Raw genomic sequence first — 23868 nt, forward strand, 5'->3', positions numbered from 1 at the left:
GGGAAGGCTCCAGTTCAAACCAGTGGTCTACGGCGGGAATGAAGCGGACGAAGGACGTGGATGGCTTCGAAGTCTTTCGCGCGGAAATTACCTTTCCGGAAGACCAGGCCGGAACGACGTTTCGATGGGGCGTCCTGCTGGACGGTCCCGCCGGTCGTGATCTCTGGGCGATTTCGGCGGAGGTCGATGACGAGCAAAGTTTTGCTCGCGAGCGATCGTTCGTCCTAGGCTCCGATGCGCCCGAACAGATCTACGCGCTGACATGGTGCGACCGTCTTGGAGCCGTGCGACTGCCTGCTGTCGGAGGGCGATCCGGCATACGGTTCTCGGTCTGGGCGCCGAACGCCCGGAGCATGGACCTTGTGCTCGCTGATCCTGCTGTCGGCTATATCGCCGACGATGGCACCGGGACCGTGCGAACCATCCCGATGAGGCAGGCCGGAGAGATCTGGACGGCCGGTCCCGAGGCGGATCCGATGCTGGCCGACTTCGATGCGATGGTTGGTACGCCCTACATGTACCGGATCACCAAGGATGACGGTTCGTCCGCCTATCGAACCGATCTCTGGTCCCTCATGCAGATCGGCGCCGGCGATGTCGATCCAAAGGGGGCGGTCTATGCCGGCACTCCGGAGGCACTGGATGGGCCGCAGAGTTGCTCTGTCGTCTGCGATCCGCGCGTCGTGGCGCTCGGTTCCGGGCAGATCGTTTCTGCAGAGGATTTCTGGTCGGACGAGTTTCCGCCGGGCATTTCGATCGAGACCCGGCTCGAGGATCTCGTGATCTACGAGCTGCATGTCGGCGCGCTCGGCTTCGGCAAGCCTGACGCCGGCACGCTCGATGACGCGATCGCGTTTCTTGATCATCTCACGACGCTTGGCGTGAACGCGGTCGAGCTCATGCCGATCGCCGAGTTCGAGACCCGCCGGAACTGGGGCTACGGAACCTCCCATTTCCTAGCCATGGACCAGTGGGCCGGCGGCACGGACCGCCTGAAGATGTTCGTCAAGGCATGCCACCAGCGTGGCATCGTCGTCATCCTCGACGTCTGCTACAACCATTTCAGCCCGGACGCGGAACGGGTCCAGTGGGCCTTCGACAGCAACGACCACCCGCGAAACATCTACTATTGGTACGAGGGCAGGCCGGAAGACTACCAGGATCCTTTGGGCGGCTATGTCGACAACCTTTCGACCGGCTGGGCGCCGCGCTATGACGAGGAGGCCGTGCGGCAACTCTTCATCTCCAGCGCGGCGTTTCTCGCGACCGTCTGCCATATCGACGGCTTCCGCCTCGACCAGACCAGTTCGATCCACCAGTATCCCGTCTTCCATTCCGACAACGACCGGCGTGTCGAGCGTGCGGCGGCCTTCGGCGTCAAGTTCCTGAAGCAGTGGACGCGGACCATGCGACTGGCCAAGCCGGGCCTCTTCCTCACGGCGGAAGATTATTCCGACTGGCCGGCGCTGACCGAGCCGAGCCTTGAAGGCGACGGTCTGGGCTTCGACGCGACCTGGTATGGCGACTTCCATCACGGGCTGATGGAACACGAGAACAGCCCGCATGCCCATCTCGTTCAGGAGGCCGGATATGGGGACGGACGCGCTCTCGCCATGTCTGCCTTTGCGGGCGCGCTCGCCAGTAGCAGCCGGGCGAAGGTGGTCTACAACCAGTCCCACGACGATTGCGGAAACCGGAAGGGATCGGCCCGCACGTTGCCGCTCGCGGTGAACTTCGCGCCGCTCGTCGGGGAAACGCGACGCTGGGCGGAGGCCCGTGCGCGGTTTGCCGCCGCGGTGACGCTCCTGTCGGCCGGCACGCCGATGTTCTTCATGGGCGAGGAGATCGGCGCGATCAAGCCCTATCGCTACGACGACTTCGTGCAGCACCGCGAGGACATTACAGGAGAGGCCATCGGCGATGGAGCGCAGCTGTTCCGATACTACAAGGACCTCGTGGGCTTGAGCAAAGGCAGCGGGGCGATCCGTTCCCGCAACATTGCCGTCTCGGCCACCCACGACGCCAATCGCGTCTTGGCGTTCCATCGCTGGGACGAGACGGATGCGTTCTTCGTCGTGGGGTCTCTCGCCGATGCGCCGTTCGCATCCGGCTACTGGCTATCCGACAAGCGGATCGGCGATGGAGAATGGGTCGAAGTCTTCAACAGCGATGCGGAGGCCTACGGAGGCTGGAACATCGGTAATGGCAGCCGGACGTTGCGGGCGGAAGGCTGCGCTCTGAACGTGGTGCTTCCCTCGTCCGGGATCGTCGTGCTTAAGCGCGTGTCAGGTCCCTGAAGACGTTGCAATTCGTCGGTCGCCAAACGGCGGATCGGCAGACGTCGGCCTGCCGAGGCACATCCCCCTCCCCCCGCGCGTGACGTTCAGCGCTTTTAATGAGCGACGCCGGAGCCGCCGACTGCGACAATTGTGTAGGGCGTGCCCTCGACGGGGATCGTGCGGTCCTCCGTCAGCGTCTCCGTCGAGATCATCCGCACGAGGCCGTGACGCGGATCGGTCAGCGCGATGTGGTCGCCCGCCACGGCGAGGCGCGGGCGCGGGTCGCGCCAGTGTCCGTCCATGGAATAGGGCTCCGTCACGCGGGCGCTTTTCATGATCTTGCCCGAGAGCACGTCGAGGAGATGGAGGGTTCCGTCCTCGGTCAGGATATAGGCGTTGCGCGCCTTAGCCGGATCGAGCGCGAAATCGACGCGGCGTGTCGGCAAATCGACCTTGCGGAACACCTCCTCCGCGCCCGGCTCGATCAGCACGACGGCCGAGGGACCGTAATTGCCGAGAAAGAACTGCATCGCCTTGCCGCCCTTGAGCGTGGAGACGTTCCCCTCGCCGAGCTGGGCTGTCGAGATATGCGTCAGAGCGGGGCCGCCGATCGCCTTGGCGGGCGTGGCGACGACGATCCCGTCCTTGCAGCCGAAGACGAAGGTCCGGGCCGACTGCGCCTGTCCGTGGACGCCGGGGCACGCGACCGTCTCGCCGACCTGGCCGCCGTCGCGATCGACGACCTTGAGGCCGACGCGCGGCTTCTCGGGATCGGCGTCGGGAACCGAGACCACCAGGAAATCGCCCATCGGCACGGCGACCCCGTGATGGGCCGGGCCGAGCTTCAGGACGCGGGGCCGCATCTTTCCGTCGAGAAGCTCGCTCTCGCGCAACAGCGTCACGTCGCCCGTGCCGTCGTCGAACACCGCGATCTGCCCGGAGCCCTCGACGACATGGGCGGGCTTCTTACCGGTTAGGACCGTGGGGAGGAGCCTCGCATCGGTAACCTCGAGATCGGCGTGCTCGCCGTGATCCTCGAGGGCGATACCGGTCGCGATGGTCGCGACCTTTCCCGCCGCGCCTTCCACGGCGAAGACCGTTCGCCCGCTGTCGCTGCGGGTCAGGGCGGGTGTCTGGTCGATCCGGAAGGTGCCGGCGGAGGCGCCGGTCTTGGCGTCGAGCGCCCGCACCACGCCTTCGGCATGGTCGCCGACGAAGAGGCGCCATCGCGTGTCGGATTTCGGCTCGTCTTCGGCGAAGGCGGTCGCTGCGGGAAAGACAACGAAACTCGCGAACACGAGCATTAGGCGGGATAGGGAGGTCATCGTTCATCTCCGGGCGAGGGTGGAAGAGCGGGTCAGCCTGTGCGTTCGCATGCGGCGCGAAGCGGGCGAGGCTGTAAGGATCAGGCGGCCTGACGCGACCAGTTCGGGAAGGGATCGGGAAGCTGCGTCCAGGTGCCCGGCGTAAAGGCGATGGTATCGAGGAGGCAGGCGTCGAGACGCCTGCAGATCGCTGCCTCATCCATCGGGTCCGTGCCGATGAAAACGATCTCCTGGCGCCGGTCGCCCCAGACGGGATCGAGGACTGGCTCCATCAGCCGGTGCCATTCGGGCGTTTGCGGCCAGTTCGAACGGGGAACGGACGCCCACCAGAGCCCGCGCTTCTCGGTTTTCACCAGCGCGCCGGCCTGCGCGATCTCGCCGACATGGTCGGGGCGGGTGGCCAGCCAGAAGAAGCCCTTGGCGCGGATCACGCCGGGCCAGCTCTCTTTGACGAAGGCCTGGAAGCGCAGCGGGTCGAAGGGCGCGCGGGCCCGGTAGACGAAGGAGCGGATGCCGTATTCCTCCGTTTCCGGCACATGGTCGGCAAAGCCGTTGAGCTCGCGATACCAGAGCGGGTGCTCGTGGGCCCGCTCGAAGTCGAAGAGGCCGGTGCCGAGGATGTCGCCGAGCGGCACGGCGCCGAAGTCGGTCTCTACGATGCGGGCATCGAGGTTGAGAGCGCGGATGATCTTGAGAGCGGCGTCCCTCTGGCTGGGGCTGGCGGCCGAGACCTTATTGAGGACGATCACGTCGGCGAACTCGATCTGCTCGACGAGAAGGTCGATCAGCCGGCGCGCGTCGCCCTCGCCCGCCGTTTCGCCGCGGTCGCGCAGGAAGTCGGTCGAGGCGTAATTCTGGAGGAGATGGACCGTGTCTACGACGGTCACCATCGTATCGAGCCGTGCGACGTCGGAGAGGCTGTCCCCGGCCTCGTCGCGAAACTCGAACGTGGCCGCCACCGGCAGCGGCTCGGAAATCCCGGTCGACTCGATCAGGAGATGATCGAATCGATCCTCCTCGGCCAGCCGCCGCACTTCGGCCAGAAGATCGTCGCGCAGGGTGCAGCAGATGCAGCCGTTGGTCATCTCCACCAGCCGCTCGTCCGTGCGCGAGAGGTTCGCCCCGCCGTCGCGCAGGAGAGCCGCGTCGATGTTCACCTCGCTCATATCGTTGACGATGACGGCGACGCGCAGCCCTTCGCGGTTGGTCAAGACGTGGTTGAGAAGGGTCGTCTTCCCCGCTCCGAGGAAGCCGGACAGGACGGTGACGGGCAGCTTGCGCATGAGGACTCCTTGTCTGGATGAACATTATGTAATGTTATTTCGTTACATCCGCAACAAGTTTCGGCCTGAATCGCACCTCTTCTTTTCGTCTTGTCGCCCGCGACCCTTCGGATGCCGCGCTACCCTGCTACGCCTCAGTCGTTGGTTTCTCTGGAGGACCTGGGATCCTGTTAAGCTGTGTCTGCGCGGATCGGCGAACGGCGTTGCGCGAGCTCGACGTCGAAATGCGGAGGGGCGCCGGAAGCGATGTGAACGAACGTCCCCCGCACCCTGAACACCTGCTCGATGAGCGGTGTCTTCGCCAGATCGCCCGGATCGCCGCTGAACACGAGTTCGCCCTTTGCCAGCAGCGAGATCCGGTCGCAGACCGACATAGCCTGATTGAGATCGTGAATGGCCATGACGATGGTGACGTCTCTTTCCCGGCTGAGCCAATGGACGAGATCGAGAACCTCCACCTGATAGCCGATATCGAGAAAGGACGTCGGCTCGTCGAGGAGCAGGACCTGCGCTTCCTGGGCGACCGCCGTGGAGATCCAGGCGCGTTGGCGCTCTCCGCCCGACAACTCTCGCAGGGGGCGGTCGGCGAGCCCTGTTAGCCCCGTGCTTTCGAGCGCCCAGCGGATGGCCTCCTCGTCGCGCGGACCATAGCTTCGAAACAATCCGACATGGGCGAAGCGGCCTTGCCGGACCAGTTGCGCCACCGTCATCTCGTCCGGAGCGGAAGGCTGTTGCGGCAGGTAGGCCAGGTGTCTGGCGAGAAGGCGGCGCGACATCGCCTGGACAGGCCGGCCTTCGATCAAGGCATGGCCTTCCCGCGGTTTGATCAGGCCCGCGAGCGCCTGCAAGGCCGTGCTCTTGCCAGAACCGTTGGGTCCGATCAGGGCATGGATCTCGCCTTTTCGCAAGGACAGCGTGAAGGCGTTCAGGGCGGTGCGAGGGCCATAGGCCACGGAGATATTCGAGCATGACAGGGGCATGATGGTCTCACGGAGTTCGGCGAAGGAGGATGATCAACACCGGCACGCCGACGATGGCGGTGATCACGCCGATCGGGATATCCTCGGTCTGGCCAATCAGGCGTCCGGCGAGATCGCCGAGCGTGACGATGACGGCGCCGAGGGTGATCGTCAGAGGCAGGTACAGTTCGGTGACTTTGCCCGAGAGGAAGCGGGCGAGGTGCGGGACGATCAGGCCGACGAAGACGATCGGCCCCGCCACGCCGACGGCGCTGGCCGCCAGGCAGCAGGACAGCAAGAGCGCGAGTGAGAACTGCAGCCGGTAGGACAGGCCGAAGGAGCGCGCCACGGAGGGATCGAAACGCAGGAGCTGAAGCGGTCTGCGGATCAGCGGCAGGCATCCGAGGCCGACCACCGTAACGGGAAGCAGAAAAAGCGCATGGTCCCAGCTGCGCGCATAGAGACTGCCCGACAGCCATTCCAGCAGCACCTCGATGCGGGCCGATCCCCATCCGGCGATCAGTCCGATCGCCAGCGCTTGCATCACCGCCCCGACCGCGATGCCGCAGAGCGTGATCCGCAAGGCCCCGAGTTCGCGCCGGAGGGCGAGAGCGTAGACGATGCCGCCGGCCGCGACCCCGCCCAGCATCCCCACGGCCGGCAGCCACGCCAGCGGAATTGCTTCAAGCTGGGAGTTCGGACCCGTCTCGTGGGCATAGACGCTGAACAGCAGGAACACCGTCACCGCCAGCGTCGCTCCCTGCGAGATCCCCATGATCGAGGGATCGGCGAGCGGATTGCGCGTGATGGTCTGGAGCAGCAATCCGGCGACCGCGAAATGAATGCCGGCGAGAATGCCGGTGGCGATGCGGGGCAGCCGGATATCCATGATGATGGACCGGGCCTCGGCGGAGCCTTTGCCTGCGAGGACGGCGGCGATGTCGGACGCGGGAAGATCGACGACCCCGAGGAACGTGGCCAGCGCCAAAGAGCCGAGAACGAGCAGGAGGCAGACCGGCGCGAACCAGACCGGCCTTCCCCGCCCGACGGCGTGCAGGGCGAGCATGCTCATGCCGCCTCCTTCATCGTAAAGTCGCGCCGCTGAACGAGGTAGATGAAGACGGGTCCGCCGATGAGGGCCGCCATCATGCTGACCGGCAGTTCTCGCGGCAAGGCGATGGTTCGGGCGACGAGATCGGCGACGACGACGATCAGCCCGCCGATCGACGCCGTCAGAGCGATCGTCCAGCCGGGGCCTTCCGGTTTCAGGAGCCGGGCGATGTGGGGGGAGGACAGGCCGACGAAGGCGACGGGGCCGGCGATCGGAGCGATCCCCGCCACGGGCAGAACGGCGAGAAGGAGCACGACAGGCCGCCAGAAGCCGAGCTGCACGCCCATGCCGGCCGCGGCCTCCTCGCTCAGCGTGAACAGGCCGATGACCCGCCTGCAGGCCAAAGCGCCGGCCAGTCCGACCACGACCCATGGCAGCATGTAAACGAGATGCGGCCAGGATCGCCCCTGAAACCCGCCCGACAGCCAGAACAGCAGGGAGGGCGCCTGCGGCCCGCTCAGCAGCAGGACGTAGATGGTGACGGCACCCAGAAACAGGGAAACGCTGATGCCGCCGAGCGCCAGATGCAGCGGACGCCCTCGTCCGCCGCGGGCGATCCAGAAGGTGACGGATGCCGCAGCCAGTCCCCCCGCCATGCCGATGAACGGATAGAGGGCCGAGGACAGCCAAGGCAGAAAGACAAAGCAGATGACGATCAAGCTGACGGCCCCCGAGGTCACGCCCGTCAGCCCCGGTCCCGCCAGCGGATTGCGCGTCAGCGTCTGCAGGAGATAGCCGGAGACGCCGAGACCGGCGCCGCCAGTGATGGCTGCGAGACTTCGGGGCAGGCGCAGGGTCCAGACGAGGATCGAGTCGATCTTGCCGTCAGGTGCCATCAGGATCGGCAACAAGGCGCCCGGCGAGATGGACCGCGTTCCGACCATCATGCCGGAGATCATCGTCGCGATGGCGCCGACGACGATCGCGAGTATCAGCATCGACGATCGAAGCGAGCCCCCGCCGGCATGTGGGAGGGGCGAAAACGCGGCTGTCACTTTTGCAGGTCCACCGGAATGATCTTCGCGGCCTCGGCCCTGACGTCGACGGCCGGAAAGTTTTCGGGATAGAGGAAGTGGGCGGCCTCGCGCAGGACGATCTCGCGGGCGATCGGACCGTTGGATTCGACCCAGTGGTCGCCGACATAGTGGACCCGGCCGTTCTTGACCGCGGAGAGCTCCTTCCAGATCGGATTGTTCTCGTGCGGACGATCCGGGCCGGAATCGTAGACGAGGATCACTTCCGGATCTTTCTCCAGCATGGTTTCCAGGCTGAGCTCGATGCCGAACCGGCCATCGGTGCCCATCGGCCCGGCAATGTTGGTGCCGCCGAGCTTCGAGGTGATCCAGGCCGCGGTGTTTTCGTCATGGAAGGAGAAGGGCGTGTCGCCCGCCCACATGATCTGGAAGCGCGGATGGACGTCCTTCGGCGCCTTGGCGATGGCCTCGTCGAGATGGGCTTTGAAGGCGGCGTTCAGTTCAGCGCCTCGCCCCGGCTTGCCGAAGACCGCGGAAAGTTTCGCGACTTCGTCGTCGCTCTGGCTGTAGAGCTCCATGTTGTAGGCGACATAGGGCGCGATCTTCTCGAACTGCTCCGCGTTCTTGACAGTGTAGCGCCGCATCGCGACGATCAGGTCCGGCTTGATTTCGGACAGAAGTTCGAGGTTGGGCTTGGCGCGCTGGCCGAGCTGCTTCATGCTCTTGGTCAGTCCGAGCAGGAAATCCGGATCGCGGCCCGCCGTCATGTAGGTCGTGGCGACCGGCATGATCCCCACTGCGAGCGCGACATCGGCAGCGAGATAGGAAATTCCCGCAATGCGCTGAGGATCTGCGGGAACCTGCACGGTAACGCCACGATCGTCGACGACGGAGAGAGCGGGCTTGTCGCTCGCGACTGCCGGTCCGAAGGCAATGGCTGCCATGAGGCCGCAAAGGGGAAGAATTCTGGTAAGCCGTCGTGTCATGTGTTTTGTCCTGTTTCAGAAGAGGTTCGTGATTTCGTGATGCCTGGTCACAACAGAATGGCGCTTGGCTGTTTGTGGCTCTGCCCCGCGTCTGTTGTGTTCTTTTGGTCTGATTAATTCTCTCAGCGGACGCTTCCGGCAGTTTCCAGCCGGCCGTTGTGCGTCCGAGGTTTCAGTGCGCTCCGTAGATCCGCGATGAACCGCCACCACAGGAGGAGGCTTGTCGTGCCGAAGCCGAGGCAGAGGCCGAACCAGACGCCGTAACCGCCCCAGCCGAGACCGAACGCGAAGACGACCATCGCCGGAATTCCAATCAGCCAATAGCCGATCAGCGTGTTCGTCAGCCCTGCCTTGGTGTTTCCGAGGCCCCGCAACAGGCCGATGCAGAGGTTCTGCGAACCCTTGAGGAACTGGTGCGCGATGGCGAACCAAAGCAGCGTCGTCGCTATCGCGAGCATGGCGGGATCGGAGTTCTGGCCTGTGAAGGGGTAGAGAATGACGTCCGGAAGGAAGACGTAGGCCAGTCCGATCAACGTCATCGCAGCGAAGCTGATCGTGAACGTGCGTCGTGCGATCGCGCCGATCTCGGCGGCCTTGTCGTGCCCCGCCGTCCGGCTGACCAGAATGGAAGACCCCTGGGAGAGTCCGATGTTCAGCTGATAGACGATGTAGGCCAGTTGGTTGACGATGTTGGAGGCCGCGAGGGCGACCGGTCCGAAGGTTCCCATGAAGACCGTCGCGATGGACGTGATGGCCGCTTCGGACCCGTAGGTGAGCGCGATCGGTGTCCCCATCCTCCCAATTCGGGTGACCGTCGCCACATCCGCGCGCCAACCGTCGAGGGCGAGCAGCGCCTTCAGCGTCTCGTCGCGGCGAACCGTTCCGAGATAGACGAGGAACGTCCAAACCTGCACGAGCGTGGTCGCAAGGCCGATGCCGGCAAGCCCGATCTGCGGCATGCCCAACCACCCGAAGATGAAGATCGCGTTCAGCAGTGCGTTGATCGCGATGGAGATCACCGTGACGGCAAAGAGAGAGCCGGCCCGGCGCATGCCGACCGCGAACTGGCGCAGGACGTTGAGCCACAGCATCGGCAGCAGGCCGGGCGCCAGCGTCATCATGATCGGCTGGGCAAGCGCCGTGATGGAACGATCCTGTCCGAGGTAGCCCAATCCGAAGCTGAGACCGATGAGGAGAAGTGCGCCGACGATGGCGACGATGGTGGCGAGAAGCATGGAGGCCCGGAGAAGCGCGCGGACCTCCTCGTGTGCAAGCTGATCCGCAACGGCCGAGCCGGATCGTTTCTCGCCGCGTCCCATCGCGCCGGCAATCAGATTGCCGACACTCGTGACCATGCCCACGCACATCGTGCGCAGCTGGTTGTACAGAAGCAGCGCAAGTCCGCCCGCGGCCACGGCTTCCAGTCCGATGAAGCTCATCATCAGGAGGTCGGTGCTCGTCAGGGCAACCTGCGCGAACTGGATGCCCGCGATCGGCGCCGCGAGCTTGAGGATGTCCTGGTAGTGACGAAGTTCGCCCGTCATGGGATCTATGCTCCAGCCGCCATGCGGGCCGTCGATGCGAGACGCGCCGATGCGAGGCTGGCCGATGCCAGACGGGTCGATGCAAGACGGATGGAGTCCCGATAGGCGTCGAACAGCCGGTGAAGACGTTGATGGGCCGGTTCGTTCAGAAGTTGCCGTTCGCGGAGCCATTCATCGTTGAAGACGGTGTCGAGATATTTCTCCCCGGCATCGCAGACCAGAACCACCATGGTGCTGCCGGGCTCGACGCGTGCGAGCCGTCGCAGAGCCACGTCGATCGCAGCGCCGGCCGTGCCGCCGACAAGGAGGCCTGTTCGGCGTGCGACGACGCGGGCCGCCGTGAATGCGTCGATGTCATCGACGGTCAACCCTTCGTCGATCAGGGAATGATCGACGTTCGGACCGACGGTGAACCCACCTGGCGCACCGGCGCCGGTCTGCCAGTATTTTCCCGCCGGCCCGCCGAAGATGATCGACCCCGTCGGCTCCACGCCGATGCTGGTCACGCCGGATCCAAGGCGGCGTAGCTCCTGCACCGTGCCGCACAAGGTTCCGCCTGTGCCGACAGCCCCGATGAGATAATCCACATCCGCGCCGAGATCGCGCAGCAGTTCCAGGGCCAAGCCAGCATAGCCCGCATTGTTGTTGGGGTTATGGTGCTGGTCCGGCCAGAAGGCTCCGGTGGTCTCGGCGATTTCGCCGGCGATCCGGCGCCGCTCCACGGTGCTCGGTCCTTCGCCCCTGCCTTCGGCGAAGACAAGATCGACGCCCATCGCCTGCATGGCGCGAAGCTTGTCGCGTGAGGCGTGGTGATCGACGATCGCCGTGAAGCGGTAGCCCCGCTCGATCGCGATAAGGGCGAGACCGGTTCCGGTATTGCCGGAGGTGGGTTCGACGATCCTTCCGCCTGGCTTCAGTTTGCCGTCGCGCTCGGCGGCCAGGATCATCTCCCGCGCCATCCGGACCTTGCAGGTTCCTGTCGGATTGAACTGCTCCAGCTTCAGGAGCAGCCGGCTGCCCGCGCCGGTCCGTGCCAGCTCGAACATGGGGGTGTTGCCGATCAGGTCGGAGGCGTTCGATGCGATGTTTTCGAAGGACGCGGTGTTGCGAACGTTCATGAGTCCATCCTCCAGATGAGACGGTCATCGTGCTGGGAGACAACGATTTTCGAGGGAAGTGCGAGCTGATGGAACTCGGTCTCGTTCTTGTCCATCTGGTAGCCGGCCGTGTTGGGATAGACGATCAGGTCGCCGTGACGCGGTGCGGCCGGGAACATGATCTTCCGCCAGGTGAGGATGTCGTACTCCATGCAACTGGAGCCGCCGACCGCGGCGCGGACGGGAACCTGAGGGCGCGGCGCTCCCTGTTGAACAAGAAGGGGCGTGGGCAAAAACTCGCTGTTCTTCCACTGCTCGGACAGGCTCATGCTGAGGCCGGCGACGGTGACGATCCCGTGCTCTGCATTTTGCTTGAAGCCCTGAACCGGAAAGACGGTCATGCCGGCGCCGTCGAGAAGCGCCCGCCCGGGCTCCAGATGTAACTGGACCTCGCTAGCGGTCAGCTTGCCTGCGAGCGTCTCGTCACCCGCCCCCTCTCCGACCGGCATTTGCAGGATCGCATCGAGCATGTCGGCGCCGGTGGGAGACTGATGATAGGGATAGAACTGGCTGAAGCTCTTGTCCGCGTGGAACAGCGTCGGGTCGAGCTCAGTCTTGAAGGCTTCCCAATCTTCGCCGTCGACGTAGCTGCAGGCGAAGCCACCGCCGATCGAGATCGACGAGGCGGGAAACCCTTCGCGCCTGGCTTCCAAGCACTGATCGATCAGTAGGAAGGCCAATTGTGCTCGAGGCTCGACAGCGTAACCGTCGAGATGGAAGGAAAATCCATCCATGACAAGGTGTTGACGCTTATCCGCGCAACGCTGCAAAGCCAGGCGAAGATCGCTGGGGTTCAGCCCGAAACGACTGTTGGGCGCTCCGGGTGGAAGAACACGCAGAAGCACACGAAGCGCTTTCGTTCGTTCCGCAATGACGATCGCACGTTCCAGCTCATCCAGCGCGTCGATCGCGACCGTCGCGCTGTGCCGGGCAGATAGCCACAAGAGATCGTCACTCTTGGCAGCCCCGGTCACACCGATATCGTCACCCCGGATGCCATTGGCGAGTGCGTGAACGAACTCGGGACTGCTCGCCACATCGACCGAGCCGTCGAGTTCGGCGACCTCGCGGAGCCAGGTCCCTGCCTTATTGGCCTTCTTGCCGAAGTAGACGGCACCTCGGACCTGCCTGTCCCGCAGGACCTGCTGGAAGGCTGCGAGATTGTCTGCGAAGCTTTCCGGATGCACGAGGTGAAACGGCCCGCCGACGGCCCGCCCGATCTGATCCAGCAAAGCGACGTCTTGCCTGGCGGCGACGGCCCAGGCCCGCTCTTTCGCGCGCATCGAAATCGGAGCTAGTTCCATAGCTCGACCCTCTTGCCGCGACCTGCGGCGATCCCTCGGGTGGCAAGCGCATGGGCCACCGGAATATCGGTGATGATCATGCCGCTGCTGAAGGCGAACACCCGATCGCTCTGCGAACGGCGGCCGGGCTTCCGCCCGGCGACGATGTCCGGCAGTTCGGCATCGATCGAGGCGATGCCGTCCGGGCCAGCCAGCCTTTTACCGGTGACGCCCATCTGCCCTTCATTGGTTGCGACCGCATAGTCGGCCTGCGCTAGCGCTCCAGCTTCAACGCCTTTGCTCGCCACCGAAATCAGCAGGCCACCGGGCTTCATCCAGTTCGTCTGGACCTTGGGGTGAGCGGCTCGACCGGATGCCGCGACGACGATATCGGCGTCGGCGACCGCTTCGGGAACGTCCTCGACGAGCTCGATCTCCCGGTCCGGAAAATGCCGGGCAAAGGTCGCGAGGCTCGCGGCAATGCCATCGGGATGCGTGCCGAACAGTCGAAGCGTGCGAAGGGAGGGAAGCGCCGTCAAGAGATAGGGCAGCGTGTTGATGCCCTGCGCACCGGTTCCGATCATCAGGGCCGATGTCGGGTTCTCGACCGCGCAATGTTTGGCGATGATCGCCGTCGTGGCGGGCGTCCTGGAGCCGCCGACCCGGTGGCAATCCATGAACACGAAGGGAAGCCCCGTCGTGTCGTCGTAGAGGCTGATCGTCGTGTAGTATTTTTCGGCGCTGTCATTGCCCTGACGATAGGACGTCTTGAAGCCGAGTTGCTGGAGCGCGCCGTCGTAGCCGAGCATCGAGTAGGAAACGGCGTCACGCTGCTCGTTGGGAAGCGGCATCATCAGTTTCGTCGGGCAACGGGATTCTCCGTTGGCGTAAAATGAATAGGCGTCTTCCACAAGGCGAATGACATCGGCTGGCGGCAACTCGATGTCGGATAGATCGGAGCGGGTGAGGATGTGGACGGCAGGTGTCAGCATATATGACTTCGTCATGGTCATGCCTTTCGATGTTCTGGACTTGGGTCCAAGGCAGCAAAGTTCGTTCGAGCCAAGCCGTCAGCCGGGCTCGTTGATCGTTGCGATGAGTTTATGGGGAGAGGCGTTTGAGTGGCTGGCCGGCGTCTAGACAGCGCCCATCATGTTTCCCGTCCGCGTGTTGACGCGGGCGGCGACCGGCAGAAGGGGCGGATGCCGGAGGTCGTCCAGCGCGATGTCACAATGAGGAAGCGGATCTCTAAAGATATGCCGCGTTGTCTTGCAGGGAAACCTGCGCCCGCTGCGCGCCATGGCAAAAACACTGTCCGGCGTGATCGTCTCGCCTTCACGCCATGCTGTGACGCCCACTCTGTCGTAGTCCAGAAGCACAACAGGTAGAATTTTCAAGCCGAGGCGCTGGGCGATCGCCAGCCTGTGGTGGCCATCCATGACGAACCGCTCGTCCTTGTGGATGGAAACAGGTTGAGTCCAGCGACCGGCACTTAAGATTTCCTGTTGAAGTTCGGAAACCCTTGCAGGATCGATGTCTTCGGTAGGCTGCAAAAACTGAGGATCAACAAGGCTATAGATCGTGATGCTCGTGTCCATAAAATCCCTCCTGACGGAATGACTGACGAGAGCAAACAGAAGCTTACAATTTGGGCAAACTACACTCTTATTAAGCAGTGTCAATTAAAGATGATTAAAATTATCAACTTTAGAATTGTTGTAATTGCTGCGTTCTTATGACGCCTCTGCAGCCAAACCTTCATCTCGTATAACGATGGCATTCCGCAGCACTGACGCGCTTTGTCCGATGGACGCACCCAGTTGTCTCAGGACCGTCAATCCCCGGGCGATCTCTTCGTCGTCAGCATTGCCGAACAATGACGCACGAACATGGCAGTGGGCCATTCTTGTGACTTTGAATGCTGAAGAAGATATCACGCGCACCCCGTTCGCGACAGCCAGATCGACAAAGTGGTCTGGATCGCAGGGTGTCTTCAGCCAGAGGTAGGGTGCCGGAGTGCGCGGCGAACAGCCGAATATCCGCTCCACAATGAGAGCCCGCTCACGAAGGACCCGCCGATTTCGCATCGTCTGTTCCTGCGCCGCGCCGCTTTCGATCACGTCTGCGGCCAGTGTCTGAAGCAGGGGCGAGGTCAGCCAACTCGTCAAAGTGACCTCCTGCGACAGCCTCTCCAGAGCTTCTTGTTTGCCCGCCAGGAACCCGAACTTCAAACCCGGTGCGACACTTTTCGATAGGCTGGAAAGGTAGATGTGCTGGCCGGACAATCCGGAGATCAGCGTGGGTTCGTCACACAGCGCGCCGTAGACGTCATCCTCGATAACCGTGATTCCAGCGCTCTCGACGACCTTGCAGATTTCGGCCCGACGTTCCCTCGACATGGTGGACCCCGTCGGGTTCTGCATGTTCGGAACGGTGACGAAGAGCCGTGCGCCTGTCGCCCTGGCCTGATGCAACAGCGATTCCGCAATGGCGCCACCAGAGTCACACATGACGGGCACCAGCCGGATATCGCAAAACCGTGCAACAGCCTTCAAACCCGGAAACGTATGCTCCTCGCAAAGAACGGCCTGTTTGGGCTTGGTCAGAACCCGCAGCGCGGCATCCAGTCCGGCGTGGGCACCGGCGCACAGGACAATGGTATCGGTCCCCAAGGCATGTCCGCGCCAGGCGCACCATTGTCGAACGGCATCTTCTGCCCGTCGGGAGAGATCCTGGCTTCCGTAGGCAAGAAGACCGGATATCGATTCCGCGAACGCTCCGGCCGCCGCGCCTGAACCATTGAGGCGATCGATGCGGCCGCCGATCGTGGCGAGGTCGATCTCCTCCCGCTTTCTGGCGGTCTCCAGGAAAATGCTGACCTCCCGGCTGTCGGACAGGACATAAGTGCCCCGCCCGACCTCGCCCCTGATCATGCCGAGCCGCGTCGCTTCGGTATAGGCGCGCGTCACAGTCGAGAGATTGATGCCCAGCGCGTAGGCCAACTCACGTTGTGGCGGCAGAAGATCGTTCGGTTTCAGGACGCCCGTTTCGATCGCCTTGCCGAGTTCCTCGACGAGGGCCTCGTATTTACGGCGGTCGGAACGCAATCGTGGAATCCACATGCTCAAAGTCTCTACCGATAATTGTATGCCATACATTAAAATCCTTGATCCATACAATCAAGTGCTGTTGGAAGAATAGCTACTGTAAGCTACGCGAGATACACACCAGAAGCGTGAGCTTGTTGAACTTTCAATTGAATCAACAAGACTGGTCGTCATTATGCTGCAAGACATCAACTTCGAGACGCAACTCTTACGTTTGATTGAAGACGACGCTGTCCACATCGGCGAGGTTGCATTGAGGACGCCGACCATCAGGCTTCCCTGGCTCGACGCGCCCGGCAGAACTGTCTGGGCCAAACTCGAATCCCGGCAGCTCACCAATTCATTCAAGTTCCGCGGCGCCTACAATGCCATCCGGAAGCTGGATGCAACGGCGCCCATCGTTACGGCATCTGCGGGAAACCACGGGCTCGCCATTGCGCATGTTGCGCAGATGCTGGACCGGCAGAGCCGAATATTCGTGCCGGCCGCCGCATCCGAGCTAAAACTACGGCGCCTGATCGGCATGGGGGCGGAGGTCGTTCCCGCCGGCCGCGACCTGTTCGAAAGCACGCAGCTTGCCAAAGCCTATGCGACCGAGATCGGTGGCGCCTTCATCTCTCCATTCTCCCATCCCGACGTCATCGTCGGACAAGGGTCGCTCGCCGTCGAGGTTCTCGATCAGGCCGTGGCGTCCTTCGACCAGATCGCCATTCCGCTCGGCGGCGGTGGTCTTCTTGCCGGCTTCGGCACGTGTTTCCGGAGGCGGTCGCCCCCTACCGAACTCGTTGCCTTGCATCCGGCCGCCTTCAGGCGCTCGCTATCGAAGGGCGGCGCATCGGAGTTTCTGAAGCCAATCTATCCCACGATTGCCGACGGTCTGGCGGTTCAGCACGACGACGGTGCTCTCGGTCCGCTCCTGCTGCGCATTGCTGACCGTTTCGTGAATGTCGAGGAAGCGTTGATCGAAGCCGCGATCGTCGCGATGCTTCAGAGGGAGGGGCAACTGGTGGAAGGTGCGGGTGCGATCGGCGTTGCGGCACTGCTTGCCGATCCCGACGCGGAGCGCTTCAAAGGCAATGTCCTTCTGCTGGTGTGTGGCGGAAACCTCTCCACCACATCGCTCATGCAGGCGCTGGCGACCCGCTCCGACGATCCCGTTCTCGCCAGGATTCTGGGAAACCAGTCCATCTCCCTGCCCATGGAAGCCGTTCGCTACAAGCAGGCGGGCCTTGCCGGACCTTCTTCACGATCCAACCCGGGAACCGCGTCCACGCGAAGCGACATATGGCGGCCGCTCGTCGAGACGTTGAGCGAGGATCTCACACGATACGAAGACGACCTCGATCGCCATCATGCGTTTGCCGCCGCGCAAGAATTGCAGGGCGGCGGCCCGGCTGCAGCATTCGCCTCCGAGGCGCTATCGGGGCTGAAGACGTTCGTCAGCGGCATGACAGACGATATCACGGCCAGCGCCGAAGACGTGCGGTCGTCGTATCGAATGGCGCTGCAATCCTTCTCCTACCTACGAAACAGCCTGTCCTGGTGCAGCGCCAGCGTCGACCAGTCGAAGACGATCATGTTTTTCGATCCGGCCGAGAACAGCCATGCCGGGGTGAACTACGATCGATACGGATCGAACCTCTTGCGCGAACGCGAACTCGATCTCCTGAGCGCGCTTGGGCACGATCCCGAAACCGAGGATCTCTTGCTGACGTCATCCGGTCAGGCCGCGTTCAGCGTGATCGAGAGCTTCCTGATCCGCGACATGCTGCCGGCAAATCCAAAGATCGTCATGGCGCCTTATATCTACTTCGAGGCCATGGAGCAGGTGCTCGCCCTCAAACACGCCCGCTGCATTCAAGGCGATGCCTGGGACGTGCCCTCGCTCATCGGGATCGTGGAAGAGCATGATGCGGATCTGGTCATGCTCGATCCGCTCGCCAATCTCGGCACGCTCCACACGATCGATTTCCAGGACATGGCGGACCGGCTGGGGGGCAAGGACTGGTCGAGCAAATGGCTTGTCGTCGACGGCACGATGGTATCGGGTGGCCTCGACATATTCTCGATCTTCAGCGGAAAAAATCATCCGCAGGTTCTCTATTACGAGAGTGGAAGCAAGTATCTACAGTTCGGACTCGATCTTCAGATGGCGGGCGTCGTCGTCAGCCGCAAAACCCATGCGCCGAACCTGTCTCGACATCGACGGAATCTCGGCGCGGTCATGTATCAAAGCGGGATCACGCGCTTTCCGCGGTATGACCGCGCGACCTTCCTCGCAAGAATGTCCCGCCTGACGGAAAACGCCGAACGGCTGACAGCGATGCTTCGCGAGAGCGACCCCGGCGGCGATCTGTTTTCGATCGCGTATCCGAGGCAATGGCGTGCTTTGGGGTGGGCGCATGGCGGGGGTATCGTGTCGCTGACGATGTGCGATCACGGGCTGAACAATCGGGGATGCCTGGATTTCCTGATCGACCGGATCCTGCATGAATGCCGGAAGGCGGATGTGGCCATCACGAAGGGGGTGAGCTTCGGCTTCTCGACCACCCGCGTGTCGGCCGCAGCCGCGATGGCAAACGACATGCCACCGTTCCTGCGCTTTTCGATCGGAGAAGAGACCGACGACGACATCATGGCGCTCGCCCAGGCCATTATCCGCGCTCTGGATTTCTTCTTCCCCGCATTCGCCGACGAGGGTCGGCGAGCGGAGGTGTCGCGGCCATATGAAGACGGCGCGCACTGACATGGCGATCGACCGACAGCGCGGCATTCGAGATCGTGACGCTCAGACCGGATCCGGACAAAAGGCCGCCTACACATACATCGCCCTTGCCGCTCTTCTGTTTGGCCTTGCCGGGGCGATGTCGAAATTCCTCTTCAACGGCAGCGTCGATCCGCTCGCGCTGACGGTCCTTCGAACTGTTATCGCGGCGATCGTGCTGATGGCATTGTTCCGCGTCAGCGGCTCATGGCAGAAGCCGGGCATATCCGATGTCCCCATGCTGGCGGCGATCGGGTTCCTCACCTTCGCCGTCACCTATACGTTCTACGAGGCCATTGCAGAGGCCGGCGTCGCCACCGCGATCATGCTGCAGTACACGGCCCCGGTCTTCGTGATCGTCATTGAGGCCGCAGCCTTCAGAAAGCTCCCCGATCGGTTCAGGCTCCTGTCGATCACGATCGCGCTGGCCGGGTGTTTCCTTCTCGTCCGGGGATACGATTTTGCCTCTTTGGCAACGGGTTGGGCGGGGATCGCTTTCGGACTTGGGTGCGGGCTCTTCTTCGCCGCCTACAATATGCTGGTGACGCGCGCGCATGACCGGGGCATGGCCGAGCAGTACATAACCGTCTACTCCTTTGCCTTCGCGGCCCTTGTAGCGCTTGCCGTTGTGCCCACCATCGATCTCGATCCCGGCAGTATCGATCGATCCGCGTGGATGTCGATCCTGTTCATATCGATCTTCGCGACGGTGCTGCCCTACAAGCTTTATGTTGCGGGTCTGAAATCGGTTCCGGCGTTTCAGGCGACATTGATCGGCATGCTGGATCCGGTCAGTGCCGCCCTCGCTGCGGCGCTCTTTCTTGGCGAAGAGCTCGATGCGCTGCAGGTGGCGGGAGTAGCGCTCGTCATCTTCGCCGTGCTCCTCACGTCCCACCCGTCTTCGTTTCAACACGGGACGAAGAACCGGGGTTCCGCTTCAACCCCTCCGGAAGGTCGGGCCGACCCTCCGGACCTTCCCGGAGCCATCCGTGCAGAATGGGTGCCGCCACATCGTGCCGAAAACGCAAGCATCAGCTTTACCGCCACGTTGAACTGCCCGGATCCCCATCTCCTGCATGACCGGCTTCGCAGAATGGTTCCTTCGATTGCCGATGGTTTCGTCGCGCAAGGATCCTCCATACGTCTGACGTTTTCGAAGGGAAATGCCGAACTCCGGCATGCGGATGGCTCGCTATCGATCAACGTTACGGGAGCGGATGCGATGATTTGCCAGAGCATCAAAGTTGCCATCGTCGGAGCGTTGGCCGATCTGTTTGTCGAGCCTCTTTCCATTCGCTTTGGCGCGTAACGCGACGCAAGAGAACGCTGTTGCGGGACCCGCCACAGTGCCTTTGCTGTCATGCGTTTCGTTGCGACGGATCGAAGGCGACTTCTGTCACTCTGAACCGCCCGCCGACGCGCTTGCACTGAACCACGATATCGACCAGCTCGGTGAGAAGCCCGCGAATGTCGTCCCGCGCGAGATCGCGCCCGCCCTCAGACTCCTTCACCAGAAGCGTCAGCTGTTCGAAGGCCAGCCGAGCGGAGTCCGCATGGACGGTCGTAATGGAGCCGGGATGGCCGGAATTGACGTTGCGGATGTAATAGAAGGCCGTCCCGTCGCGCAGCTCCTGCAGGAGGATGCGATCCGGTCGCATGCGCAGGCAGGACTCCAGCAGCTCCTTTGGCCCAACCTTCGACAGCCCCTGCCCGCCCTTCGAATAGAACAGCCGCACGTGGTTGGGCTGGGGTACGACGAGCTCCGGCGTGTCCTCGATGGTGATGATCCGCTCCGAGGTCGGGATATGCTGGATCAGGGCCTTCGAGAGGGTCGTCTTGCCCGAGCCGGTCGCCCCGGAGATGATGATGTTTTTGCGGGCCAGAACTGCTTTCTCGAGGAAAGCAGCGATCCGGCCGGACTGATGCAGCTTCAGCAGCTCCGCGTCGTCCCCGCCGATCTCGGTGGTTGCGTGAGTTACGTCCGCGAACAGGCCGGCCTCGTCCAGTTCGCGGAGGCTCAAGGCGACGGTCGAGGGTTTGCGCAGGGTGAGGCTCACGGTCCCCTTGGTCACGGCTGGCGGGATGACGATCTGGATGCGTTCCTCGTCCGGAAGGGTGGCGGACAGAAGCGGATGCGCCTCATCGATGGCTTGGGTCGAGAAGCTGGCCACGGCTCGCGCCAGCCGCATCAGCCTGTCGAAGGTGAGCTCCGGCACTTCGTGGCGATTCCACCCTCCGGCGCCTTCGGTCAGGACCTCCCCCGGCCGGTTGACGACGATCTCGTAGAGCGACGGATCGTTCAGGAACGCGGACAGCGGCGCGAGCAACTGCCGGACGACGCCGACGTCGGAAGCGGCGCCACCGGTCACTTGGTCACGAGGTCGGAATGACGGCTGAAGTCGCCCGAGACCGCGCGGTCGTAGATCGTGTTGCGCGGTTCGATGACGCGGAGGCGATAGATGCCCGAGAAGTCGAGATCGCGGGCCACAAAGATCGAGACAAGTGATCCCTGGTGCTTGTTCAGCGTCGGCGGGATGTTGATCGACTGCTCGACGGCGATGGCCGCGGCATCCTTGCCCGCGCTCGTTGTCCCTTCCATGTCGATATCCTGGTCCTGCAGCTGCTGCGACAGAACGGATGTGGCGTCCCCGACGATCGACAGAAGGAGCGCGCTGCCAAACCGCTCCCACCAGTGGGTATCGACATGACCGTCAAAGCCGGCGCGGCCGAGCGGGTCGGTGGCGGGCGAGGCGAGCGTGACGATGACGCCGGTCGGGGTCTTGGCCCGGTTCCACAGCACGAACAGCCGGTTCTGGCCACGGCGCAGGCCACCGCGGTATTCGCCGACGATCTGGGTGCCCTTTTCCATGAGCACGACGCGGCCATTGTCGGACAGGATGTCGCGGTTGGTAACGCAGCTGGCGAAGCCGGGCTGATCGGAGGCCATGGCCGTCTCGAGCACGCAGGGGATCGAGGTGCCCATGGCGACGATGAAGTTGCGATTTCCGAGATACCCGGCGCGCGAGCCCTCGAGCTGGGTCGGCGTCAGCATGCGGTTGAAGCGCTGGTCTTCGTTCTCACCTCGCGCCTCGCCACCGAAGCCCGCAGCTGGAAACGGCTGAAAGGCACTATCCGTCGCTTCGCTGGTGTCGGTCGATGCGGTATCGCGCCGTCCCGATCCTGCGGCCCCTCCGCCGAAGGCCATGACTGGAGCGCGGCGTGCCGAGTCCAGCAGCTCGTCCGTGACAGGTGCGGACGGCGGTTCCGCCATTGGCGTCGGTAGTGGAGCGGGCAGCGCGACCGGAGTAACCGGCGCCGGTTCCGGCTTTGCCGGTTCGAAGTCGCGTGTCTGGCGTTGGACGACCCGCCCGGGCGGCGCCTCGTCGGTCCTCGGAACGCCTGGGCGCATCGACCACGCCGCAAAGCCCATGAAGGCGACAACGGCGAGAACCACGAGCCCCCGCTTGGCCAGCTGGTTCTCGGCCGGGCGTGCGGTCGGCGTCTCGGCGCGTTCGCCGTCGATTGTGGGTTCGGTCTGTTCAGCCATGGTTGCCCCTCCCATTCCCTATCGCCGTGCTGATGACGGCAGGGCGACAACCCTCTCGACCGAAGGCGACGTCGTGTTGGTTCCGGGATTGATACCGGTCGCCGACCAGGCCTCGTTGAAGATGCAGAGCACGTCGCTGCCGCGGCGCAGGATGAATTTGCGGCTGACCGCGTGGATGAGCACGAGATCGCCGGTCACGGATTTGGGCACGAGCGTCTCCGCACCGTCGCTGTTCTCGATGTAGATCGCCGGCATCTCCTGGTTCCCGGAAAAGGCGAAGGTGGTGATCTTGCCGTTGTCGTAGACAGCTTGCGGCTCGATCGCGACCGAGCCTTGCGCGGCGTAGCGCCAGTTGCGCGGGCCATACTGTTCGTGGATCCCCAGAACAGCATCCGCCTCGCCCGCTTTCGCGGCCTCCGCACGTGCGGCTGAGGCCAGCCGCTTCTGCGCCGCCTCGTCAGCGGGATAGCGGTATTTGACGTAGAAGTATGTGTTCTGCCCGGCTTCGACCGAGCCCTCCCGGACCATCAGCTCCATCTGGTAGCTGCGCTTGGAGCCGTCACGGCGCGTCGTGACGACGGATATGTTGGTGACAGGTTGGTTCTCGCGCGGTTTGAGGAAGAGGATGTTGCCGGCGGGGGCGACCTCCCAGGCCACCGTGTTGCCGAGCGCCACATGGGCGATCTCCTCGTCGGGGGAGAACTCGACCTGCACGGACGAGCGCAGCGAGCCGACGATGCGGGTGATGTCGTAGGGCTGGTAGTTGACAAAGCGCACGCGGCTGTCGCCGTCGGCGCCGCGGGGAACTTCAAGGGCATGCGCCGGTCCTGCTAGGAGGACGGCTGCAAGCGCCGCGATGATGATCGGTTTTTGCCTCATTGCGTGACCTCCGGATCGGCCCGGTATTCGCTGACGACGAAGCCGAGCGGGTTCGTCAGGCGGTCCGTCGAGGACATCGGGGCATTGGTATAGGCATAGGTGAGCGTCGCGACCCAATGGGTCATCGTGGTCTCCTCGCCGCGCGCGACAGTGCGGATGTAGCGGACGGAGACGACGTCCGCGGAGATCAGCGAGATCGATTTCACCGTGATCTCTGAAGTCGCGTTACGGCCATAAAGGTTCTGCGGCGAGTCCGGGTTGCTGCCGCTGTAGAGGTTAGCGAAGCGGGTCTGCTCGGCCGCACTCGACAGCAGCGAGACGGTCCTGAAGTTCTCCTCGGCCTCCGACTGGACGTAACCCTCGCGCGCCCGGACATAGCGGGCGGCGAAGTATTTGGTGACCGCCTCGTCATAGGACCCGGCCGTCGAGGTGAGCGCCGAGACGACATCGACGATACCGGTGGAGTTGTCGACGCGGATCACGAAGGGCTCCACCGTCTTCAGCGGCGTGAGCGCCGCCACCGAGAAGACGGCGAGCGCCGCGATGACGCTGGATGCGATCGCCACGCCCCAGGCGATGCGGGCCGAGCGCTCGACGCGCAGGAGCCGGTCCTGATCGAAACGGCGGGCCTTGTCGAAATAGCTCTTCAGGGTGTCGGAGGTGATCATCG

Annotated in this window: 19 protein-coding genes; 3 read left to right on the forward strand and 16 right to left on the reverse strand. The window is 63.4% G+C overall.

Annotation, left to right across the window (positions count from 1 at the left end; all coding sequences use genetic code 11):
- Window positions 1-56 precede the first annotated feature (56 nt).
- Window positions 57-2297: an alpha-amylase family glycosyl hydrolase gene (locus C8J36_RS20350; protein ID WP_245506655.1), complete on the forward strand. Its 2241-nt coding sequence runs from the start codon at window positions 57-59 to the stop codon at window positions 2295-2297.
- Window positions 2298-2392: 95 nt separating this feature from the next.
- On the opposite strand, the gene C8J36_RS20355 is transcribed toward C8J36_RS20350, so the two are convergent.
- The 12 genes from C8J36_RS20355 to C8J36_RS20410 form a co-directional block, all read right to left on the reverse strand.
- Complete coding sequence (locus C8J36_RS20355; protein ID WP_132537169.1) at window positions 2393-3604, reverse strand: metallochaperone AztD; 1212 nt, start codon at window positions 3602-3604, stop codon at window positions 2393-2395.
- 80 nt (window positions 3605-3684) lie between these two features.
- Window positions 3685-4887 (reverse strand): GTP-binding protein, encoded by a 1203-nt coding sequence (locus C8J36_RS20360; RefSeq protein ID WP_132537170.1) that lies wholly within the window; start codon window positions 4885-4887, stop codon window positions 3685-3687.
- Between the two features lie 170 nt (window positions 4888-5057).
- On the reverse strand, window positions 5058-5867 hold the full coding sequence (locus tag C8J36_RS20365) for an ABC transporter ATP-binding protein (protein ID WP_132537171.1): 810 nt from the start codon (window positions 5865-5867) through the stop codon (window positions 5058-5060).
- A gap of 7 nt (window positions 5868-5874) precedes the next feature.
- Entirely contained in the window at window positions 5875-6912 is a 1038-nt protein-coding gene (locus C8J36_RS20370) for an iron ABC transporter permease (RefSeq protein ID WP_245506661.1), read from the reverse strand.
- A 2-nt stretch (window positions 6913-6914) separates the two neighbouring features.
- Window positions 6915-7895, reverse strand: coding sequence for an iron ABC transporter permease (locus C8J36_RS20375; RefSeq protein ID WP_132537173.1), 981 nt, complete (start codon window positions 7893-7895; stop codon window positions 6915-6917).
- A gap of 53 nt (window positions 7896-7948) precedes the next feature.
- On the reverse strand, window positions 7949-8917 hold the full coding sequence (locus C8J36_RS20380) for an ABC transporter substrate-binding protein (RefSeq protein WP_132537174.1): 969 nt from the start codon (window positions 8915-8917) through the stop codon (window positions 7949-7951).
- 122 nt (window positions 8918-9039) lie between these two features.
- Window positions 9040-10461 (reverse strand): MATE family efflux transporter, encoded by a 1422-nt coding sequence (locus C8J36_RS20385; protein WP_132537175.1) that lies wholly within the window; start codon window positions 10459-10461, stop codon window positions 9040-9042.
- A gap of 5 nt (window positions 10462-10466) precedes the next feature.
- Complete coding sequence (locus tag C8J36_RS20390; RefSeq protein WP_132537176.1) at window positions 10467-11579, reverse strand: cysteine synthase family protein; 1113 nt, start codon at window positions 11577-11579, stop codon at window positions 10467-10469.
- Complete coding sequence (locus C8J36_RS20395) at window positions 11576-12922, reverse strand: Y4yA family PLP-dependent enzyme (protein ID WP_132537177.1); 1347 nt, start codon at window positions 12920-12922, stop codon at window positions 11576-11578. Before C8J36_RS20395 ends, C8J36_RS20390 begins: the two co-directional genes overlap by 4 nt.
- Window positions 12913-13908 (reverse strand): ornithine cyclodeaminase, encoded by a 996-nt coding sequence (locus C8J36_RS20400; RefSeq protein WP_132537178.1) that lies wholly within the window; start codon window positions 13906-13908, stop codon window positions 12913-12915. The genes C8J36_RS20395 and C8J36_RS20400 overlap by 10 nt, the downstream gene beginning before the upstream one ends.
- 129 nt (window positions 13909-14037) lie before the next feature.
- Window positions 14038-14499 (reverse strand): ParB N-terminal domain-containing protein, encoded by a 462-nt coding sequence (locus C8J36_RS20405; RefSeq protein ID WP_132537179.1) that lies wholly within the window; start codon window positions 14497-14499, stop codon window positions 14038-14040.
- A gap of 135 nt (window positions 14500-14634) precedes the next feature.
- Window positions 14635-16023, reverse strand: a complete 1389-nt coding sequence (locus tag C8J36_RS20410) for a PLP-dependent aminotransferase family protein (protein WP_207897572.1) — start codon at window positions 16021-16023, stop codon at window positions 14635-14637.
- A 238-nt stretch (window positions 16024-16261) separates the two neighbouring features.
- On the opposite strand from C8J36_RS20410, the gene C8J36_RS20415 reads away from it, so the two are divergent.
- Window positions 16262-18754 carry a pyridoxal-phosphate dependent enzyme gene (locus C8J36_RS20415; RefSeq protein ID WP_165915123.1) on the forward strand — a complete coding sequence of 831 codons (2493 nt, stop codon included), beginning with the start codon at window positions 16262-16264 and terminating at the stop codon, window positions 18752-18754.
- A gap of 1 nt (window position 18755) precedes the next feature.
- On the forward strand, window positions 18756-20081 hold the full coding sequence (locus C8J36_RS20420; protein ID WP_165915124.1) for an EamA family transporter: 1326 nt from the start codon (window positions 18756-18758) through the stop codon (window positions 20079-20081).
- A gap of 49 nt (window positions 20082-20130) precedes the next feature.
- Here C8J36_RS20420 and virB11 read toward each other — a convergent pair whose 3' ends face one another.
- Genes virB11 through C8J36_RS20440 form a run of 4 tightly spaced genes read right to left on the reverse strand, consistent with a single transcriptional unit; the run spans window position 20131 to window position 23866 of the window.
- Window positions 20131-21141 (reverse strand): P-type DNA transfer ATPase VirB11, encoded by a 1011-nt coding sequence (gene virB11, locus C8J36_RS20425; protein WP_132537183.1) that lies wholly within the window; start codon window positions 21139-21141, stop codon window positions 20131-20133.
- Entirely contained in the window at window positions 21138-22319 is a 1182-nt protein-coding gene (gene virB10, locus C8J36_RS20430; RefSeq protein WP_132537184.1) for a type IV secretion system protein VirB10, read from the reverse strand. Before virB10 ends, virB11 begins: the two co-directional genes overlap by 4 nt.
- Before the next feature lie 18 nt (window positions 22320-22337).
- Window positions 22338-23198, reverse strand: coding sequence for a P-type conjugative transfer protein VirB9 (gene virB9, locus C8J36_RS20435; protein WP_132537185.1), 861 nt, complete (start codon window positions 23196-23198; stop codon window positions 22338-22340).
- Window positions 23195-23866, reverse strand: a complete 672-nt coding sequence (locus tag C8J36_RS20440; protein WP_132537186.1) for a virB8 family protein — start codon at window positions 23864-23866, stop codon at window positions 23195-23197. The genes virB9 and C8J36_RS20440 overlap by 4 nt, the downstream gene beginning before the upstream one ends.
- Between the last annotated feature and the right edge of the window lie 2 nt (window positions 23867-23868).

Origin of the sequence: Rhizobium sp. PP-F2F-G48 (genome assembly GCF_004342335.1) — a bacterium.
Classification (GTDB): domain Bacteria; phylum Pseudomonadota; class Alphaproteobacteria; order Rhizobiales; family Rhizobiaceae; genus Ferranicluibacter.

Excerpts from the sequence above, each read along its gene's own strand:
- C8J36_RS20355 (WP_132537169.1), bottom strand. The coding sequence starts at position 3,604 with ATGACCTCCCTATCCCGCCTAATGCTCGTGTTCGCGAGTTTCGTTGTC.
- C8J36_RS20360 (WP_132537170.1), bottom strand. The coding sequence starts at position 4,887 with ATGCGCAAGCTGCCCGTCACCGTCCTGTCCGGCTTCCTCGGAGCGGGG.
- C8J36_RS20365 (WP_132537171.1), bottom strand. The coding sequence starts at position 5,867 with ATGCCCCTGTCATGCTCGAATATCTCCGTGGCCTATGGCCCTCGCACC.
- C8J36_RS20370 (WP_245506661.1), bottom strand. The coding sequence starts at position 6,912 with ATGCTCGCCCTGCACGCCGTCGGGCGGGGAAGGCCGGTCTGGTTCGCG.
- C8J36_RS20375 (WP_132537173.1), bottom strand. The coding sequence starts at position 7,895 with ATGCTGATACTCGCGATCGTCGTCGGCGCCATCGCGACGATGATCTCC.
- C8J36_RS20380 (WP_132537174.1), bottom strand. The coding sequence starts at position 8,917 with ATGACACGACGGCTTACCAGAATTCTTCCCCTTTGCGGCCTCATGGCA.
- C8J36_RS20385 (WP_132537175.1), bottom strand. The coding sequence starts at position 10,461 with ATGACGGGCGAACTTCGTCACTACCAGGACATCCTCAAGCTCGCGGCG.
- C8J36_RS20390 (WP_132537176.1), bottom strand. The coding sequence starts at position 11,579 with ATGAACGTTCGCAACACCGCGTCCTTCGAAAACATCGCATCGAACGCC.
- C8J36_RS20395 (WP_132537177.1), bottom strand. The coding sequence starts at position 12,922 with ATGGAACTAGCTCCGATTTCGATGCGCGCGAAAGAGCGGGCCTGGGCC.
- C8J36_RS20400 (WP_132537178.1), bottom strand. The coding sequence starts at position 13,908 with ATGACGAAGTCATATATGCTGACACCTGCCGTCCACATCCTCACCCGC.
- C8J36_RS20405 (WP_132537179.1), bottom strand. The coding sequence starts at position 14,499 with ATGGACACGAGCATCACGATCTATAGCCTTGTTGATCCTCAGTTTTTG.
- C8J36_RS20410 (WP_207897572.1), bottom strand. The coding sequence starts at position 16,023 with ATGTGGATTCCACGATTGCGTTCCGACCGCCGTAAATACGAGGCCCTC.
- C8J36_RS20420 (WP_165915124.1), top strand. The coding sequence starts at position 18,756 with ATGGCGATCGACCGACAGCGCGGCATTCGAGATCGTGACGCTCAGACC.
- virB10 (WP_132537184.1), bottom strand. The coding sequence starts at position 22,319 with ATGGCTGAACAGACCGAACCCACAATCGACGGCGAACGCGCCGAGACG.
- virB9 (WP_132537185.1), bottom strand. The coding sequence starts at position 23,198 with ATGAGGCAAAAACCGATCATCATCGCGGCGCTTGCAGCCGTCCTCCTA.
- C8J36_RS20440 (WP_132537186.1), bottom strand. The coding sequence starts at position 23,866 with ATGATCACCTCCGACACCCTGAAGAGCTATTTCGACAAGGCCCGCCGT.